The sequence below is a fragment of the Pseudomonas agarici genome, assembly GCF_900109755.1.
In the GTDB taxonomy this organism is placed as follows: domain Bacteria; phylum Pseudomonadota; class Gammaproteobacteria; order Pseudomonadales; family Pseudomonadaceae; genus Aquipseudomonas; species Aquipseudomonas agarici.
Map to the genome: position 1 here is coordinate 152,613 of NZ_FOAR01000009.1, position 16,004 is coordinate 168,616.

15 protein-coding genes are annotated in these 16,004 nt (G+C 60.7%); all 15 read right to left on the bottom strand.

From position 1 onward, the window contains the following. Positions 1-597, bottom strand: coding sequence for a MarC family protein (tspR, locus tag BMX68_RS10965; RefSeq protein WP_017130195.1), 597 nt, complete (start codon positions 595-597; stop codon positions 1-3). Between the two features lie 61 nt (positions 598-658). Continuing rightward, positions 659-3,439 carry a hybrid sensor histidine kinase/response regulator gene (locus tag BMX68_RS10970; RefSeq protein ID WP_017130194.1) on the bottom strand — a complete coding sequence of 927 codons (2,781 nt, stop codon included), beginning with the start codon at positions 3,437-3,439 and terminating at the stop codon, positions 659-661. A gap of 100 nt (positions 3,440-3,539) precedes the next feature. Further along, positions 3,540-4,835 (bottom strand): phosphoribosylamine--glycine ligase, encoded by a 1,296-nt coding sequence (gene purD / locus BMX68_RS10975; protein WP_060783553.1) that lies wholly within the window; start codon positions 4,833-4,835, stop codon positions 3,540-3,542. A 187-nt stretch (positions 4,836-5,022) separates the two neighbouring features. Continuing rightward, positions 5,023-6,630, bottom strand: coding sequence for a bifunctional phosphoribosylaminoimidazolecarboxamide formyltransferase/IMP cyclohydrolase (purH, locus tag BMX68_RS10980; RefSeq protein ID WP_074862155.1), 1,608 nt, complete (start codon positions 6,628-6,630; stop codon positions 5,023-5,025). An 83-nt stretch (positions 6,631-6,713) separates the two neighbouring features. Continuing rightward, positions 6,714-7,034 (bottom strand): DNA-binding transcriptional regulator Fis, encoded by a 321-nt coding sequence (gene fis / locus BMX68_RS10985; protein WP_003186237.1) that lies wholly within the window; start codon positions 7,032-7,034, stop codon positions 6,714-6,716. Further along, positions 7,031-8,044: a tRNA dihydrouridine synthase DusB gene (gene dusB, locus BMX68_RS10990; RefSeq protein WP_017130193.1), complete on the bottom strand. Its 1,014-nt coding sequence runs from the start codon at positions 8,042-8,044 to the stop codon at positions 7,031-7,033. Before dusB ends, fis begins: the two co-directional genes overlap by 4 nt. A 175-nt stretch (positions 8,045-8,219) precedes the next feature. Further along, positions 8,220-9,497 (bottom strand): DUF3426 domain-containing protein, encoded by a 1,278-nt coding sequence (locus BMX68_RS10995; RefSeq protein ID WP_017130192.1) that lies wholly within the window; start codon positions 9,495-9,497, stop codon positions 8,220-8,222. A gap of 30 nt (positions 9,498-9,527) precedes the next feature. After that, on the bottom strand, positions 9,528-10,406 hold the full coding sequence (prmA, locus tag BMX68_RS11000; RefSeq protein WP_017130191.1) for a 50S ribosomal protein L11 methyltransferase: 879 nt from the start codon (positions 10,404-10,406) through the stop codon (positions 9,528-9,530). Between the two features lie 185 nt (positions 10,407-10,591). Then, positions 10,592-11,950 carry an acetyl-CoA carboxylase biotin carboxylase subunit gene (gene accC, locus BMX68_RS11005; protein WP_017130190.1) on the bottom strand — a complete coding sequence of 453 codons (1,359 nt, stop codon included), beginning with the start codon at positions 11,948-11,950 and terminating at the stop codon, positions 10,592-10,594. A 17-nt stretch (positions 11,951-11,967) separates the two neighbouring features. Further along, positions 11,968-12,426, bottom strand: coding sequence for an acetyl-CoA carboxylase biotin carboxyl carrier protein (accB, locus tag BMX68_RS11010; RefSeq protein WP_017130189.1), 459 nt, complete (start codon positions 12,424-12,426; stop codon positions 11,968-11,970). 66 nt (positions 12,427-12,492) lie between these two features. After that, complete coding sequence (gene aroQ, locus BMX68_RS11015; protein WP_017130188.1) at positions 12,493-12,927, bottom strand: type II 3-dehydroquinate dehydratase; 435 nt, start codon at positions 12,925-12,927, stop codon at positions 12,493-12,495. Between the two features lie 192 nt (positions 12,928-13,119). Continuing rightward, complete coding sequence (locus tag BMX68_RS11020; protein ID WP_017130187.1) at positions 13,120-13,572, bottom strand: hypothetical protein; 453 nt, start codon at positions 13,570-13,572, stop codon at positions 13,120-13,122. Continuing rightward, the gene (locus BMX68_RS11025; RefSeq protein ID WP_081503009.1) at positions 13,550-13,888 is read right to left on the bottom strand and encodes a polymorphic toxin type 44 domain-containing protein; all 339 of its coding nucleotides are present in this window, start codon (positions 13,886-13,888) and stop codon (positions 13,550-13,552) included. The genes BMX68_RS11020 and BMX68_RS11025 overlap by 23 nt, the downstream gene beginning before the upstream one ends. A 213-nt stretch (positions 13,889-14,101) precedes the next feature. Continuing rightward, the gene (locus BMX68_RS11030; RefSeq protein ID WP_017130186.1) at positions 14,102-14,329 is read right to left on the bottom strand and encodes a hypothetical protein; all 228 of its coding nucleotides are present in this window, start codon (positions 14,327-14,329) and stop codon (positions 14,102-14,104) included. Further along, positions 14,289-15,974: a diguanylate cyclase gene (locus tag BMX68_RS11035; RefSeq protein WP_017130185.1), complete on the bottom strand. Its 1,686-nt coding sequence runs from the start codon at positions 15,972-15,974 to the stop codon at positions 14,289-14,291. Before BMX68_RS11035 ends, BMX68_RS11030 begins: the two co-directional genes overlap by 41 nt. Positions 15,975-16,004: the final 30 nt, after the last annotated feature.

Sequence of the window (16,004 nt, forward strand, 5' to 3'; positions counted from 1 at the left end):
TCAGGGCACCAGGTAGCCGCGCACCCCGGTAAAGATGATCTGCGCCGCCAGGGCGCAGACGAACAATCCCATCAGGCGGCTGACGATCTGCAGGCCCTGGTCGCCGAGGATCTGTTCGATCCGGTTCGACAGGTACAGCACCACGCCGACGGTAAAACTGGCCAGGCCGATACTGACGATGGCGATAAGTTTGTCGTCCCAATGGGGCTGGCTCACGCCCATGACCAGCAACGCGCCGATGGTGCCAGGACCGACGGTCAGCGGGATGGTCAGCGGGACGATGGTCACGTCCTGTTGTACGTTGTCGCTCTGTATGGCTGACTTGCCCTGGGCCATGCCCAGTGCCGAGATGAACAACACGCTCCCGGCGCCAATGCGGAAGGCATCCACAGTGATGCCAAAGACACTGAAGATCACTCTCCCGAACAGGTACAGCAGCACGCTGGAGACCAGGGTGGCGAGCGCCACTTTCCAGGCCAGGCGTCGGCGCTCCTTGCTGGAGTAGCCACGGGTCAGGCTGATAAAGCAGGACAGGACGAAGAACGGGCTGTAGAGCACCAGCATCTTCAGGTAAACGCTGAACAACACGTGGAGCATGGCTTGGGCTCGAACGGGGGAGGGCCATGGCAGTCTATCAGGCGCCGCGCGGTCTGTCGGCTCAGGAGGTGGTCGGTGCCTGGACTTGTTGGTTGTTGCGCTGGGCCACCCAGTGTTCCACCAGCTCACGCAGTTGCGAGAGCTCAACGGGCTTGGCCATATGGCCGTCCATGCCGGCCTGGCGTGCCCGCTCCTTATGTTCGCTGAGGATATGCGCGGTCAGTGCCACCACCGGCGTGCGCACCCGTTGGTTGCCGACTTCCCAGGCCCGCAGTTGCTGGGTCGCGGAGAACCCGTCGAGTATCGGCATTTCGCAGTCCATCAGGACCAAGTCGTAGCGCTGGGCTTTCATCGCACGCAGCGCCTCTTCGCCGTTGCTGGCGGTGTCCGGCTGCAGATTGAGTTTGCCCAGCATACCGCGAATCACCTTGGTGGAAATACTGTTGTCTTCAGCGACCAGGATGCGGAAATCGCTCGGTACCGTGATGGGGGCCACCACGGGCGTGTTCAGGGTGAGCATCGAGGTCGGGCCGGTGCCGCGCTGGGTCAGTTCGTCGGCCAGGGTGGTCTTGAGGGTGTAGCCGGCCACCGGTTTGGCGAGGATGCGCTTGATACCGGCGTTACGCGCGATAATCTTGCTCGGCGCATTGCTGATACCGGTCAGCATGATCAGCAGAATGTCGTGATTGAGGCTCGGGTCTTCCTTGATCTTCGCCGCCAGTTGCATGCCGGTCATGCCGGGCATGTTCTGGTCGAGCAGGACCACGTCGAAGTAGTCACGCAAGTGCGCCTTGGTGCGCAACAGGGCCAGGGCTTCCTTGCCGGAGGGCACGGCACTGACATTCAAGCCCCAAGCGCTGCACTGCTGTACCAGAACCTTGCGGCAGGTGTCGTTGTCGTCGACCACCAGCACCCGTGCGCCTTTGAGCGGGCCGTCGAGGTCGCAAGTCGGGTGCTCCAGGTGCAGCGGGTCCAGCGGTAGCGTCAGCCACAGCGTGCTGCCTTGATTGGGGCTGTTCTTGATGCCGAACTCGCCCTGCATCAGCAGGATCAACTGGCGAGCGATCACCAGGCCCAGATGACCTCCCAGACGAGTCGCGGCCAGGAAATTCTTGCTCTGCAGCTCGGCGTGGAGCAGGGCATCACGTTCTTCGTCATCCATCGGCATGCCGCTATCCTGGACCGCAATGCGCAGGCGCGGCTGGCCGTTGCGTTCATCGAGGACGACAACGATGAGAATTTCGCCCTCATCGGTCTTTTTCAGGGCGTTTTCCAGCAGGCTGAGCAGGGCCTGGCGCAAGCGCGTGGGGTCACCGCTGATCACCCGTGGGACCTGCGGCTGGATAAAGCTGATCAGTTCGACGTTCTGCTGCTCGGCCTTGGCACGGAAAATACTCAGGCAGTCTTCGATCAAGGCATTGAGGTCGAATTGCACATCGTCGAGCTCGATCTGCCCGGACTCCAGCTTGGAGATGTCGAGAATCTCATTGATCAGGGTCAGCAGTTCGTTGCCTGCACTGTGGATGGTTTGTACGTAGTCGCGCTGCTTGACCGACAGTGGGGTGCCCAGCAGCAGCTCGGTCATGCCCAGCACGCCGTTCATCGGGGTGCGGATTTCGTGGCTGATCTTCGCCAGGAACTCCGCCTTGGCGGCGATTTCGGCATTGCTCGCCGCCAGGTCGCGGCTGACGCTGAATTGGTCTTCGGTGATGCTTCGGCGCCGCTCGCCCAAGGCGATGCTCATCAACAGGCCGCTGATGCAGATGAGGACCAGCAGGGCGACGATCAGACCTTGCGGCGGCACCAGGGTCAGGCCCAACAGGGCAGGCAGGATGACCAGCGTGCCGATATTGAAGATGACCATGGCGACGACGAACCACCGCGCCGGACGATAGCCCTTCTGCCAGTGATAGGCGGCGACCAGCAGGATGCTCAGGCTGGCCAGTCCGACCAGTCCGTAAGTCATCACGTTCAAGGGCAGAGTGTCAACGAACAGCAGCAACAGCCCGCCCAGGCAGATCACCAGAATGTCGCCCAGCAACAGCTTGTTCAGGGGATGCGGACCCAAGGGGGAGAAGAAGCAGTAGGTGAACATCAGGCCGCAGGGTGCGGTGAGTAGCAGTGCCAGGTAGGCGCCGGGTGTCTGCGCACCGTGCCAGTCGGGCAGCCACGGCCCTGCCAGGTTCAGCAGGAATAGGGCGCTGAGCAGCAGCAGGGCTTCGCACGCGGCCAGCCACAGGCTGCTGCTCGAACGGGTGTAGGCGAAGCGGGTCAGGTTATGCAGGATCAGCATCGACAGACAGCCGAACAACAGGCCATAGAGTAGCGTCTGGCCTTGGCCGGCAGCAGTCATCACTGCCGACTCGAGGGTGATGTGTGGCCGCAGCTCGTGTTTAGAGACCAGCCTCAGGTAGATGTCCAGAGGTTTGGAACTTTGTGTCAGGGGCAGCATGAAATCGCTGCTGGGCAACGGCCGTTCAGCTTTCGACAGGTCGTTGCCACTGCGGATCTGGTCGATCAGCGTGTCGCCGTCGAGGGTGTACAGGTCGAGGTGCGCGAGGTCCGGAGCAAAAACCCGCAGCAGCTGCTCGTGTTTGCTCGGCTGCAGACGAAAGCGCAACCACAGGGCACCTTCGGGGTGAGCGGCAGTCAGTCGATCAAGTTCGACGGGGCTGAATTGGTTGATGTAGCGCGAGGAGCGGATATCGCTAAGTTGCAGGTGGCCCTGATCATCGAGCAAAATCGCCCAGCCGCTGCCTTGCGAGGCTTGTGCGGCCGATGCGAGGCAAAGCAGGGTCAGCAGGCTGACGGTGAAACTTATGGCAATCCTGAGCCAGCGCACGGCGAAATCCCTTCGTAGGTTGATGCCTGAGTTATAACTATGCGCAGGGCGGGAATAATACGGCAAGGGTCTGAGGCCCTTGCCTATCCGGTCGGATAGTTTATTCCTGGCTTTCTGCGCGTTCGCGTGTAATTGCACGATAGCCAATATCACTACGGTAGAAGCAGCCTTCCCAATTGATTTTAGCTGCCAAGCGGTAAGCCTGCCCCTGTGCCGCCTCGACGCTGTTGCCCAGCGCCGTAGCGCACAGCACCCGACCGCCGGCAGTCACTACCTGACCATCCTTGAGCGCGGTACCGGCGTGGAAAACCTTGCCTTCCAGGCTGGCGGCGGCATCCAGGCCGTTGATCGGCGCGCCCTTGGCGTAATCGCCCGGGTAGCCGCCGGCCGCCAGGACGATGCCCAGGCTCGGCCGCGGGTCCCATTGCGCTTGGATCTTGTCCAGGGCTTGGGCCAGCGCGGCCTCGACCAGTAGCACCAGGCTCGATTGCAAGCGCAGCATGACCGGTTGGGTTTCCGGGTCGCCGAAGCGGCAGTTGAATTCGATGACCTTCGGATTGCCGGCTTTGTCGATCATCAATCCGGCATACAAGAAGCCGGTGTAGACATTGCCTTCCTCGGCCATGCCGCGCACAGTCGGCCAGATCACCAGATCCATCACGCGCTGGTGAACCTCGGCGGTGACCACCGGAGCCGGCGAGTAAGCTCCCATGCCGCCGGTGTTCGGGCCGCTGTCGCCGTCGCCGACGCGCTTGTGGTCCTGGCTGGTGGCCATTGGCAGGACGTTCTTGCCATCGACCATGACAATGAAGCTGGCTTCTTCGCCATCGAGAAACTCTTCGATCACCACCCGTGAACCGGCTTGGCCGAACGCGTTACCGGCGAGCATGTCGCGTACCGCGTCTTCGGCTTCGGCCAGGGTCATGGCAACGATCACACCTTTGCCGGCGGCCAGGCCGTCGGCCTTGATCACGATCGGTGCGCCTTTTTCACGCAGATAGGCCAGGGCCGGCTCGACCTCGGTGAAGTTCCGGTAATCGGCGGTCGGGATCTTGTGGCGGGCCAGGAAATCCTTGGTGAAAGCCTTGGAGCCTTCCAGTTGGGCGGCACCGGCGGTTGGCCCGAAGCAGTCCAGGCCACGGGCACGGAACAGGTCGACGACACCGGCTACCAGTGGCACTTCAGGGCCGACGATGGTCAGGGCGACGTTTTTCTCGGCAAAGTCGGCAAGTTGCTCCAGCGCCAGGACGTCGATGGCGACGTTCTCGCATTTGGCTTCGATGGCGGTGCCGGCGTTGCCGGGGGCAACGAAGACTTTCTCGACACGCGGGTCCTGCGCCACTTTCCAGGCCAGGGCATGTTCACGGCCACCGCTGCCGATGATCAAAACATTCATTTCAAAAACCTCGATGACGCAAAATTCTATGGAAACCTAAAGCGTCTGACGCTGTAGGAAGCGGTACTGAAGCCGGTAGATGCAAGGCGGAGTCGGCCTCGCTGAGCGCCGTTGCCTTTTGGCAATGAGCATCATCGAGGTCGGCTCCCGCGCAGCAGGTGCCGGTTTCCGTGCGGCCGTCGTCGTATCAGTGACGGAAATGGCGCATGCCGGTGAAGACCATGGCAATGCCGGCTTCATCAGCCGCCGCAATCACTTCATTGTCACGCATCGAACCGCCCGGCTGGATCACTGCAGTGATACCGACCTTGGCCGCGTTGTCGAGACCGTCGCGAAACGGGAAGAACGCGTCCGAGGCCATGACTGAGCCCTGCACCTGCAGGCCCGCGTGTTCGGCCTTGATTGCAGCAATGCGGGCGGAGTTGACACGGCTCATCTGGCCCGCGCCGACGCCGATAGTCTGGCGGTTTTTGGCGTAGACGATGGCATTCGACTTGACGTACTTGGCGACTTTCCAGGCAAAGATCAGGTCGTTGATTTCCTGTTCGGTCGGCGCGCGCTGAGTCACGACCTGCAGGTCTTGGCTGCCGATCATGCCGATATCGCGGCTCTGCACCAACAGACCGCCGTTGACCCGCTTGTAATCCCAGGCCGGGGCGCGGTGGACATCCCATTGGCCGCAGGCCAGCAGGCGCACGTTGGCCTTGGCGGCAACGATGGCGCGGGCTTCTTCGCTGACGGACGGGGCGATGATCACCTCGACGAACTGCCGCTCGACGATGGCGCGGGCGGTTTGGGCATCCAGTTCGCGGTTAAAGGCAATGATGCCGCCGAAGGCCGATTCGCTGTCGGTCGCGTAGGCCAGCTCATAGGCCCGACGGATGCCGCCCTCGGCGTCCGGGCTCACTGCCACGCCGCACGGGTTGGCGTGCTTGACGATGACGCAGGCCGGTTTGACGAAGCTCTTCACGCACTCAAGGGCGGCATCGGTGTCGGCCACGTTGTTGAACGACAGTTCCTTGCCTTGCAACTGGGTGGCGGTGGCGATGCCAACTTCGGCGGGTTTGGCTTCCACGTAGAACGCCGCGCTCTGGTGCGGGTTCTCGCCGTAGCGCATTTCCTGGGCCTTGACGAACTGGCTGTTGAAGGTTCGCGGAAACTCGCTGCGGCCTTCGGTGCTCAGGGTGGGCGCGGCCTGGTTCACGGTGCCCATGTAGTTGGCGATCATGCCGTCGTAGGCGGCGGTGTGTTCGAAGGCCTTGAGCATCAGGTCGAAGCGCTGGGCATAGGTCAGACCGCCGGCCTTGAGACTTTCCAGAACCTGGGCATAGTCGCCGGCATTGACCACGATGGCGACGTCCTTGTGGTTCTTGGCCGCCGAGCGAACCATGGTCGGACCGCCGATGTCGATGTTTTCGATGGCGGTCGGCAGGTCACAGCCGGGCTTGCCGATGGTCGCTTCGAACGGATAGAGGTTGACCGCGACCAGGTCGATCGGGCGGATGCCGTGTTCGCTCATGACGGCGTCGTCGATGCCGCGACGGCCGAGGATACCGCCGTGGATTTTCGGGTGCAGGGTCTTCACCCGGCCATCCATCATTTCCGCGAAACCGGTGTAGTCCGCCACTTCCACAGCGTCCACGGCGTTGTCGCGCAGCAGCTTGAAGGTACCGCCGGTGGAGAGAATCTCCACGCCCAGGGCTTGCAGTTCACGAGCGAAATCAAGGATCCCGGTCTTGTCGGAAACGCTGATCAGGGCGCGGCGGATCGGCAGGCGAGTAGTCTGGTCGGTCATCTCAGTGTCCATCAAAAAGCAAGGGAGTCAGCAAAAAAAGGCGACCGGTTCTACGCGGGCGCCTTTCTGGTTTGATTGAATGCTTACAGCAAATCGTACTGCTTGAGTTTCTTACGCAGGGTGCCGCGGTTCAGACCGAGCAGCTCGCTGGCCTTGGTCTGGTTGCCCTTGACGTAATTCATCACGCTTTCGAGCAGGGGCGCCTCGACTTCGGAGAGCACCAGGTTGTACACGTCGGTGACCGCCGCGCCCTCAAGGTGGGCGAAATAATTGTGCAGCGCCTTCTCGACGCTACCGCGAAGCGTCTGGCCTTCTTCGCTGGGCGTGTTGAGGTGCTGTTTCAAATTGACATTGTCGCTCACGGGCGTCGTTCCACTCACTAAAGTCTCGGTCATCATCGTCATGCGGCCACTCCCTCTGCGTTCCCTGTCGCCAGGCTCTTGTGACGCTCGGCAAAGAACTCATGAACGTTGGAGCACTGTGCTTCCGTCTCTTCCAAACGATTGAAGTGGGCGCGAAACTCCCTGGCGCCCGGCAAGGTTGCGAGATACCAGCCGACATGTTTGCGGGCAATGCGCACGCCCATGATCTCCCCATAGAAGGCATGCAGCGCGGCCAGATGTTCTAGCAGAATGCGTTCCACTTCGAACAACGGCGGTGCCGGAAGGGTCTCACCGGTACGCAGAAAATGCTCGATCTCACGAAAAATCCATGGTCGCCCCTGGGCGGCCCGACCGATCAACAGGCCATCGGCACCGGTTGCCTGCAGCACGTACCGGGCCTTTTGCGCCGAATCGATATCGCCGTTGGCGAAGACCGGGATCGACACCGCCTGCTTGATCGCGGCAATGGTGTCGTACTCGGCTTCGCCGGTGTACAGGTCGGCACGGGTTCGTCCATGCACCGCCAGGGCACTAATGCCTGCCTGCTCGGCGATCTTCGCCACCGTCAGGCCGTTCTTGTTCGCCCGGTCCCAGCCGGTCCGTATCTTCAAGGTGACGGGTACATCGACAGCCGCCACGACAGCGTGCAGGATCTCCTTCACCAGGTCCTGGTCTTTCAACAATGCGGAACCGGCCGCCTTGTTGCAGACCTTCTTGGCCGGGCACCCCATGTTGATGTCGATAATCTGCGCCCCCAGCTCGACATTGGCCCGGGCCGCATCTGCCAGCATCTGTGCATCACCACCGGCGATCTGTACCGAGCGAGGCTCGGGATCACCTGTGTGGATCATGCGCAGACGCGATTTGCGGCTGTTCCACAGGCTCATATCGCTGGTTACCATTTCCGAAACCACCAGGCCCGCGCCCAGGCGCCGGCAAAGCTGACGAAAGGGCTGGTCGGTGACCCCCGCCATTGGCGCGAGAATCAAGCTGTTCTGCAGTGTGTATGGGCCGATGCGTACCGCCGACATAGGACTTCCCTGTTGTGGGGCCGGATCATTAGAGTTCGAAAAAGGGTTGGCATGATACCCGCTCTCGATGACCGGATAAAGGCAAAGTTGGATAAAATCTGAACAGTTACTCCGTTATCGCCAACAGTTTGGTTAGCGCCGGAAAAAACCGGCAGACAGCACGGTGGACCCTGACTCACTCGGGTGAGTGGAAGCTGAGGCTATAGTTCACGGCCTTGGCACCTGGGTCGAGGATATCCAGGGCGATATGGATCGGGGTTTGGGGTGGCATTTCGCTTTGGCCGCTGAGGTCGCCACCCAGGTACTCGCTGGGCTTGAACCGTCGGCTGGCAATCAGGTGACCGTTGAGATCGGCGAAGCGCAATTCCAGCAGCGGGAATGGTTGGGAGAACGATGCGCGATTGTAGATGATCGCGTCGACTACCAATGCGCCATTGAAGTCCGGGTGGCTGCGCACTACCAGGTTGCTGCTTTTGATCCGGGCAATATCGACTTTGGAAGGCACCTTGCAGTCGATTTGTGGGCACAGCTGCTGGAACCAGGGGCGATATTGATCCTGGCGCGCCAGTTCGTCGAAATGATAGACGATGTACTGAGCGGCCAGCGACGCGCCCGCGAGCAGTACCAGCAGCAGCCACAGCAGGCGTTTGCCCCAGGGCGACCGGCGGCGTTGCCAGTCGAGATGAATCGGGTCGTCCTCAAGGTCCAGCAGCACGTCGTCATGCATGCCGGGCTCGTTGCGAGTGCGCGTGGGCTTCTGCGGAGGGCCGGTCACGGGTTCGTCTGCGTCGTGCGCGTCGGCGCTCAGCGATTGGTGAGTCGCATTGTCTGCCAGCTCGTGGTCTTCGATTTTCAGACGCGGGGCCTGGGGCTCTTCATCCAGGTCGGCGAGATCGAAGGACAGCGAGGGTTCGGTGCGGCTCGGCCCGGGCGGCTCGGCCTTGCGTTCGGTCCTGGCCGGAGCGGTTGGCGAGGACGGTTGAGCACTGGCGCTGTCGTCGTGTTCGGTGGCCGGCTCGCTGAACAGGCTGCCTGACCATGGCGTTTCGTCGTCATCGCTGTCGCGACGCGCACTGAAGGATTTGCCCTGGTCGCCGAATGCCTTGGCCGGCTGGATCTCGCGCTGTTCCAGGCGGGCCAGTTCTTCGTCGAGGTCCAGGCTGTCCAGGTCCAGCGCTTGCGTGGTCCATTGCTTCTGGCTGATGGCGCGTGGCGGCGCAGCGGCAGGTTCGGCAGGCAATGACGGCGCAGGAGGCACGACCGCAGAGGCCGCCGCAGGCTGGGCTGCCCCGGCCTCCTGGGTCGCACGTTGTTCGAGCAGCTGCCGTGCGGCGTTGAACACTTGCAGGCAGGAGCCACAACGAACCACTCCGCGGGCCACGCTCAACTGGGCATGGCTGACGCGGAAGCTGGTTTGGCAATGCGGGCACTGAGTGACGAAGCTATCGGTCATGCGGCGATCCGGTTGATCCAAGCGCTCATTCTAACGCCGACGGCCACTGATGCGCACCCAACCGTCGCGCTCGGCAAGCGGCTCCAGAGCAAAGTCATGGGCATAAGCGGCGGCCACTTCTTCGCCCTGTTCGGCGAGGATGCCCGACAGCGCCAGGCGGCCACCCGGCTTGACCAGGCTGGACAGTTGCGGGGCCAAGGACACCAGCGGGCCGGCGAGGATATTGGCGACCAGCACATCGGCCTGTATCCGTGGCAAGTGCTCTGGCAGATACAGGGAGAACAGCGCCTCGGCAATGTTGTTGCGTCCGGCGTTGTCGCGGGAGGCCTCCAGGGCCTGCACGTCGATATCGGTACCGACTGCTTGCTTGGCGCCGAGCAGCAGCGCGGCGATGGCCAGGATTCCCGAGCCGCAGCCGAAGTCGAGGACGTGGCAATCCTTGAGGTCCTGGCCGTCGAGCCATTCCAGGCAGAGCGCGGTGGTCGGGTGCGTACCGGTGCCGAAGGCCAGACCCGGATCGAGCAACAGGTTGACCGCGTCCGGCTGCGGGGCGGTGTGCCAACTGGGCACGATCCACAGGCGCTGACCGAAGCGCATGGGCTGGAAGTTGTCCATCCAACTGCGTTCCCAGTCTTGATCCTCGATCACCTCGCTATGGTGCTCGGGCAGCGGCGAACCGGTCAACAGCTCCAGGTGGGCAAGCACTCGGGCTGCTTCGGTGCCGCCTTCGAACAGCGCCAGCAGATGGGTATGGGTCCACAGCGGTGTGGTGTTGAGTTCGGGTTCGAAAATCGGCTGATCTTCGGCGTCCATGAAGGTTACCGAAACAGCGCCGACTTCAAGGAAAGCGTCTTCGTAGGTTTCGGCTTGTTCCGGGCTGATGGCGAGGCGTACTTGCAGCCAAGGCATGGCGGGCACCTGTGAAAAAAGTGAATGTGCAACCGGATCGGTCGCGAGCAACGCGCCAGTTTACGCGAGCGGGAAGCAGAAGACGACTATCATCCCTACTGGCTGAGAAGGTGGAAGTTGTGGTGAACGGGTGTGCCGGAGTGCGACAAGGCCGCAATCAAGCGGCCTTGTGTTGGATCACCTACTCATTGATGAGCAAGTTTGTGCTCCAGGTAATGAATGTTCACGCCACCTTCGCAGAACCCCGCGTCGCGAACCAGGTCGCGGTGCAGCGCGATATTGGTCTTGATCCCGTCCACCACGACTTCATCCAGGGCATTGCGCATGCGCGCCATGGCCTCGTCGCGAGTGGCGCCCCAGGTGATCAGCTTGCCGATCAGCGAGTCATAGTTCGACGGAACCTTGTAGCCGCTGTACAGGTGCGAGTCGACCCGCACGCCGTTGCCGCCTGGCGCATGGAAATGCTTGACCAGGCCGGGGCTTGGAATGAAGGTCTTGGGGTCTTCGGCGTTGATCCGGCATTCCAGCGCGTGACCGTGAATCTTCACGTCGTCCTGGGTGTACGACAGATTATTGCCAGCGGCGATGCTCAGCATCTCCTTGACAATATCAATGCCAGTGACCATTTCCGATACCGGATGCTCTACCTGCACGCGGGTGTTCATCTCGATGAAGTAGAACCGACCATTTTCGTACAGGAACTCGAACGTACCGGCACCACGATAGCCGATGTCGATACAGGCCTTGACGCAACGGGCCAGGACTTCTGCGCGTGCTTGCTCGTCGATGCCCGGAGCCGGTGCTTCTTCCAGAACCTTCTGGTGGCGCCGTTGCAGCGAGCAGTCGCGGTCACCCAGGTGGATCGCCTGGCCCTGGCCGTCGGAGAGCACCTGGACCTCCACGTGACGTGGGTTGGTCAGGAATTTTTCCAGATAGACCATCGGATTGCTGAACCAGGCGCCGGCTTCTTCGCGGGTCTGCTTGGCCGCTTCAACCAGCTCTTGTTCGCTGTGCACCACGCGCATGCCACGACCGCCGCCGCCGCCGGCGGCCTTGATGATCACTGGGTAGCCGACTTCACGACCAATGCGCAGAGCGGTGTCGGCGTCTTCGGGCAATGGGCCGTCTGAACCAGGAACGGTCGGCACGCCGGCGGCGATCATGGCTGCCTTGGCCGATACCTTGTCACCCATCAGACGAATGGTATCGGCTTTTGGGCCGATAAAGGCAAAACCGGATTTTTCGACCTGTTCGGCGAAATCGGCGTTTTCCGCAAGGAAGCCGTAGCCCGGGTGAATGGCCGTGGCGCCCGTGACTTCGGCGGCAGCGATGATGTTCGGGATATTCAGGTACGAGTGGGTAGCCAGGGGCGGGCCGATGCAGATGCTTTCGTCGGCCAGTTTCACGTGCATCAGTTCTGTATCGGCCGTCGAGTAAACAGCGACGGTCTTGATGCCCTCTTCCTTACAGGCGCGCAGGATGCGCAGGGCGATTTCGCCACGGTTGGCGATCAGGACTTTTTCCAGCTTCGCAGGTTTTAACATCGAAGGCGCTCCGCGGTTCAAACGATGGTGAACAGCGGCTGGTCATACTCAACCGGCTGACCGTTTTCTACCAGAATGGATTCGATCACACCGCTGGCTTCGGCCTGGATGTGGTTCATCATTTTCATCGCCTCAACAATGCAGATGGTGTCGCCTTTCTTGACGGTCTGGCCCACTTCGACGAACGCTGGCGAAGTCGGGGCCGGGGTGCGGTAGAAGGTGCCGACCATCGGCGACTTGACCACGAAGCCGTTCAGCTTCGGCGCGCCAGCGGCTTCAGGCACGGCAACAACCGCTGCGGACGGAGCGGCAACGGGGGCCGGAGCCTGGGCAGGCATCGGCGCGTAGTACTGCTGTGCCGGGGTCTTGCTGTGGCGGCTGATGCGTACAGACTCTTCGCCTTCCTTGATCTCGAGTTCGTCGATACCGGACTCTTCCAGCAATTCGATCAGTTTCTTAACTTTACGGATATCCATGAATCATCAACTCCCAAGGGTTGGTCAGGGGCGTTTATCGCTTGTCGTTCAAGCTGTTGCCTGTCTTTAAAGCTGCTCTAGGGCGGCCTCCAGGGCCAGTCGGTAACCGCTGGCGCCAAGGCCGCAGATCACGCCTACCGCCACATCTGAAAAATAGGAGTGATGGCGGAAAGGTTCGCGTTTATGCACGTTCGACAAATGCACTTCGATGAATGGGATGCTCACCGCCAGCAGCGCGTCACGTAATGCGACACTTGTATGTGTAAAAGCGGCTGGATTGATCAGGATGAAGTCCACGCCTTCGCCACCGGCAGCGTGGATTCGATCGATCAATTCGTACTCGGCGTTGCTCTGCAGATACAGCAGATGGTGCCCGGCTTCTCGGGCTCTACGTTCCAGATCCTGGTTGATCTCGGACAGTGTGACCGCGCCATAGACGCCCGGCTCGCGGGTGCCCAGCAGGTTCAGGTTGGGTCCATGCAGGACCAGTAGGGTCGCCATCGGCTGTTTCCTTGTTATCTGTGTGCAGTTGTCAATGCGCGCCGACTATGCCGCAAAGCCTGGATGACTGTCTAGTTAACTGCAATAGCCAGCACGATGTCCGATGTTTGCGCGAAGTTTGTGACCATGGCCTTGAATCTGGTCACTGGCGTGCCTCCTGGAAACCGGAGCCCTTGGCCGCCACTCGCGCAATCAGTGCCCAGGGGTGGTGCGCAAATAGATATTCACGGGGGTGTAGTCGACGCCATTGGCATGTCGATAGAGGGTGTTGCTGTGATAGTCGTAGACTTCTTTATCAACCGCTACGGTGATCGTCGAGTCCCGAATATCAAGGGTTATTGACTCATCCCGCGTGACGAGGAATGGGGTCGCGGTTTTCAGTTCGGACAAAATGTCGCTGTCGGCTGGCAGTGTTCGATACACATAATACCGATAGCTGAAGGGAACCGTCGCGCCACCGCGTTCGTCCTTTATACCGTAGATAAAGGCATCTGGAGCCAGTGGCGTGCGCAGTATCACTTCTGTCAGATGAGGCATATTCCGGGGGAAGATACATAGCCAGCCGATGTAAGCCAGCGAAAGCGCCAGTGATGCGGAAATGGCTACGAGATAAACAGGCTTTTTAGTAGTTTCTGAATTTGGCATACCTTATTCCTTCCTTGATCCATCGCTGATCTGCTGGATCGTCACCGAAAGGGGCTTGCCCCCACCAAGTGCCAAATTCTTCGGTGGATGTTCCTGCCCGGTTCTGGGCAAAACCTGCTGCCCGTAAAAGAACGCCTTCGCTGAAGCCTGCCGCGGTGCCAGTGGCGCCGTAATTGAAATTTCCAAAGGCTTCATATTCGCTGGATGTTTTTTTGTAGTCCCAAGGGCCGCGATTTCTGACTTGGGTGTAAAACCAAGAGTAAATAAAAGCCGATCCCGCCTTCAAAATATTTTTCTTATGGAAGGCCGTGGCCATATTTTCTTCGACAGAAACGCCGGGGGGCGACGTAGGTGCCCTCATAATATGCGCCCTTTGCATTGGTTTCAGCGCATGGAACCTATCATGAGCACAAGCTATTAAAGGGCTATGTTATAGGTGTTGAATTTTCTTATTGATCAATCAGATCTGCCCTTCGCATGGTCAAGGGCGCCAATCTTCATCGTTATGCCGTCCCAATAAATGACATGATCAGACGCGGAAGACTTGCACCGCCGTATGCAGTTCCCTACCCAGTTCCAGCAGGCGTTCGCCCTGGCGGCGACCCTCGCCGATGCGCAGCAGGTTGTCGCCGCCCAGTTGGTGGATGCGTTCCCTGTGGTCGCGGACTTCACTGAGTGTGCCTCCCACCAGCGCGTGCAGGCTGGCGAGTTCCTGTTCAATCACTTCGATGGCCTGGCTGGCACTGCTCAGGCGCAAGGCGTCGCCTCTGCCCAGACAGTCCTCGATATTGCAGCGCGGCCTGCACCTGGTTGCGCCCCGCATGTTTGGCGCAGTAGAGCGCTTCGTCGGCCTGGGTTGCCATTGTCAGGCTGTCACTGCCTGCATGCAGCTCGGCCACCCCGGCGCTGAAGGTACACCACAGATCCTGGGGCTGTGCCGGGTAATGGATTTCCGCGAAGCGCTGACGAATCTCGTCCAGTACCCGGTAGGCCGATTCCACGTCAGTGTCGGGCATGACAATGGCGAACTCTTCACCGCCATAACGGCCGATAAAATCGGTCTTGCGCAGGCGCTGCTTGAGAAACAGCGCCAGGCTCTTGATCACCCGGTCGCCCATGGGATGGCCATGGCTGTCGTTGACCCGCTTGAAGTGGTCGATATCGAGCATCGCGAAGCTCAGTGGCTTGCAGTCGCGACGGGCGCGCAGGCTGGCGTCTTCGAGTAATTGCAGGATATGGGTGTGGTTGTACAGCCCGGTCAGGCTGTCGCGGACCATCCTTGCCTTGAGGTTACGCGCCCGCGCTGCACGATTACGCACGGTAGTGATCAGGTGGCGTGGCTTAATCGGCTTGGTCAGGAAGTCGTCACCGCCCTCGCTCATGGCGTCGAGTTGCTTGTCCAAGTCGTCCTCGGCGGACAGGTAGATGATCGGCACGCTGACATACCGATCATTGTGGCGGATTACCTTGGCCAGCTCGGTACCGGTACAAGCTGGCATATACATGTCGAGAATGATCAGGTCTGGCTGGAAATCCGCCAATTCGGCCATGGCCTGGATCGGATCGATCAGTGTTCGGGTGACGATCCCGGCACCGTTGAGCAGGCGTTCGGTGTGTCGCGCCTGGGCCGGCGAGTCATCGATGACCAGGACTTTGTAGGGATCGTACTGGGCTACGCAAATCAAGACTTCGATTTTCTCCAGCAGACTGGAGGCCTCCAGGACGCCCGTGAGGAACTCCTGTCCGCCAGCGCGCACGGCGGCCAGGCGGGTCGGTGTATCGGTTTCGTGCAGGCTGAAAAACAGCAGCGGCAATTTGTGTTCGAGACCGAGCTGAGCTTCGACCGCCAGGCGTAGGCCCATGCCATTGCCACTGAAGTCGACGTCCATGACGAGCGCCGCCGGCAAGCGCTCGGCCATGGACGAACGGAACGCTGCGACACTGTCCAGCGGCTGGGCGCTGAGGCCGAAGAACGCCAGTTGCTTGGCCAGTCGCCCGGCGCATTCATGGTCCTGCAACATCAGGTAGACCGGCCTGCGCAAGGGGGGCAGGAAGGTGTGTTCGAGTTGATCGCCATGGCGCAGGCCGGTGTACGACAGACGCTGCATCAGGCGATTGAGGTCAGTGATCAGCGCGCTGCTCAGGCGACCGCGATTGGCATCCACCGCTTCCAGTGATTGGTTGATGCCATGAGCCAGTCGGATATGTTCCGGTTGCTCGAAACGTTCGGCGAAACGTAACAGGCGCAGGTTCGCTTCGCTGAGCTCGGCCATGTCGCTGCTCGACCATTCGCTGCGTTGTAGACGTTGCCATATCTCAAGAATCTGACGTGCCTGATGAATGACCCGCTGGGCAAAGTGGTGCTTAAGGCGCTCGCGACTGGGGTCTGCTGGCTCGGTCATATCCTGATTACCGGTTAGGCGAACAACGGA

What these genes read in the sequence shown, in the direction of transcription:
- BMX68_RS10995 (WP_017130192.1), bottom strand. Translation starts at nt 9,497, where the DNA reads ATGACCGATAGCTTCGTCACTCAGTGCCCGCATTGCCAAACCAGCTTC.
- purH (WP_074862155.1), bottom strand. Translation starts at nt 6,630, where the DNA reads ATGACCGACCAGACTACTCGCCTGCCGATCCGCCGCGCCCTGATCAGC.
- BMX68_RS11035 (WP_017130185.1), bottom strand. Translation starts at nt 15,974, where the DNA reads ATGACCGAGCCAGCAGACCCCAGTCGCGAGCGCCTTAAGCACCACTTT.
- purD (WP_060783553.1), bottom strand. Translation starts at nt 4,835, where the DNA reads ATGAATGTTTTGATCATCGGCAGCGGTGGCCGTGAACATGCCCTGGCC.
- BMX68_RS11020 (WP_017130187.1), bottom strand. Translation starts at nt 13,572, where the DNA reads ATGCCAAATTCAGAAACTACTAAAAAGCCTGTTTATCTCGTAGCCATT.
- BMX68_RS11025 (WP_081503009.1), bottom strand. Translation starts at nt 13,888, where the DNA reads ATGGCCACGGCCTTCCATAAGAAAAATATTTTGAAGGCGGGATCGGCT.
- accC (WP_017130190.1), bottom strand. Translation starts at nt 11,950, where the DNA reads ATGTTAAAACCTGCGAAGCTGGAAAAAGTCCTGATCGCCAACCGTGGC.
- aroQ (WP_017130188.1), bottom strand. Translation starts at nt 12,927, where the DNA reads ATGGCGACCCTACTGGTCCTGCATGGACCCAACCTGAACCTGCTGGGC.
- prmA (WP_017130191.1), bottom strand. Translation starts at nt 10,406, where the DNA reads ATGCCTTGGCTGCAAGTACGCCTCGCCATCAGCCCGGAACAAGCCGAA.
- dusB (WP_017130193.1), bottom strand. Translation starts at nt 8,044, where the DNA reads ATGTCGGCGGTACGCATCGGCCCATACACACTGCAGAACAGCTTGATT.
- tspR (WP_017130195.1), bottom strand. Translation starts at nt 597, where the DNA reads ATGCTCCACGTGTTGTTCAGCGTTTACCTGAAGATGCTGGTGCTCTAC.
- accB (WP_017130189.1), bottom strand. Translation starts at nt 12,426, where the DNA reads ATGGATATCCGTAAAGTTAAGAAACTGATCGAATTGCTGGAAGAGTCC.
- fis (WP_003186237.1), bottom strand. Translation starts at nt 7,034, where the DNA reads ATGACGATGATGACCGAGACTTTAGTGAGTGGAACGACGCCCGTGAGC.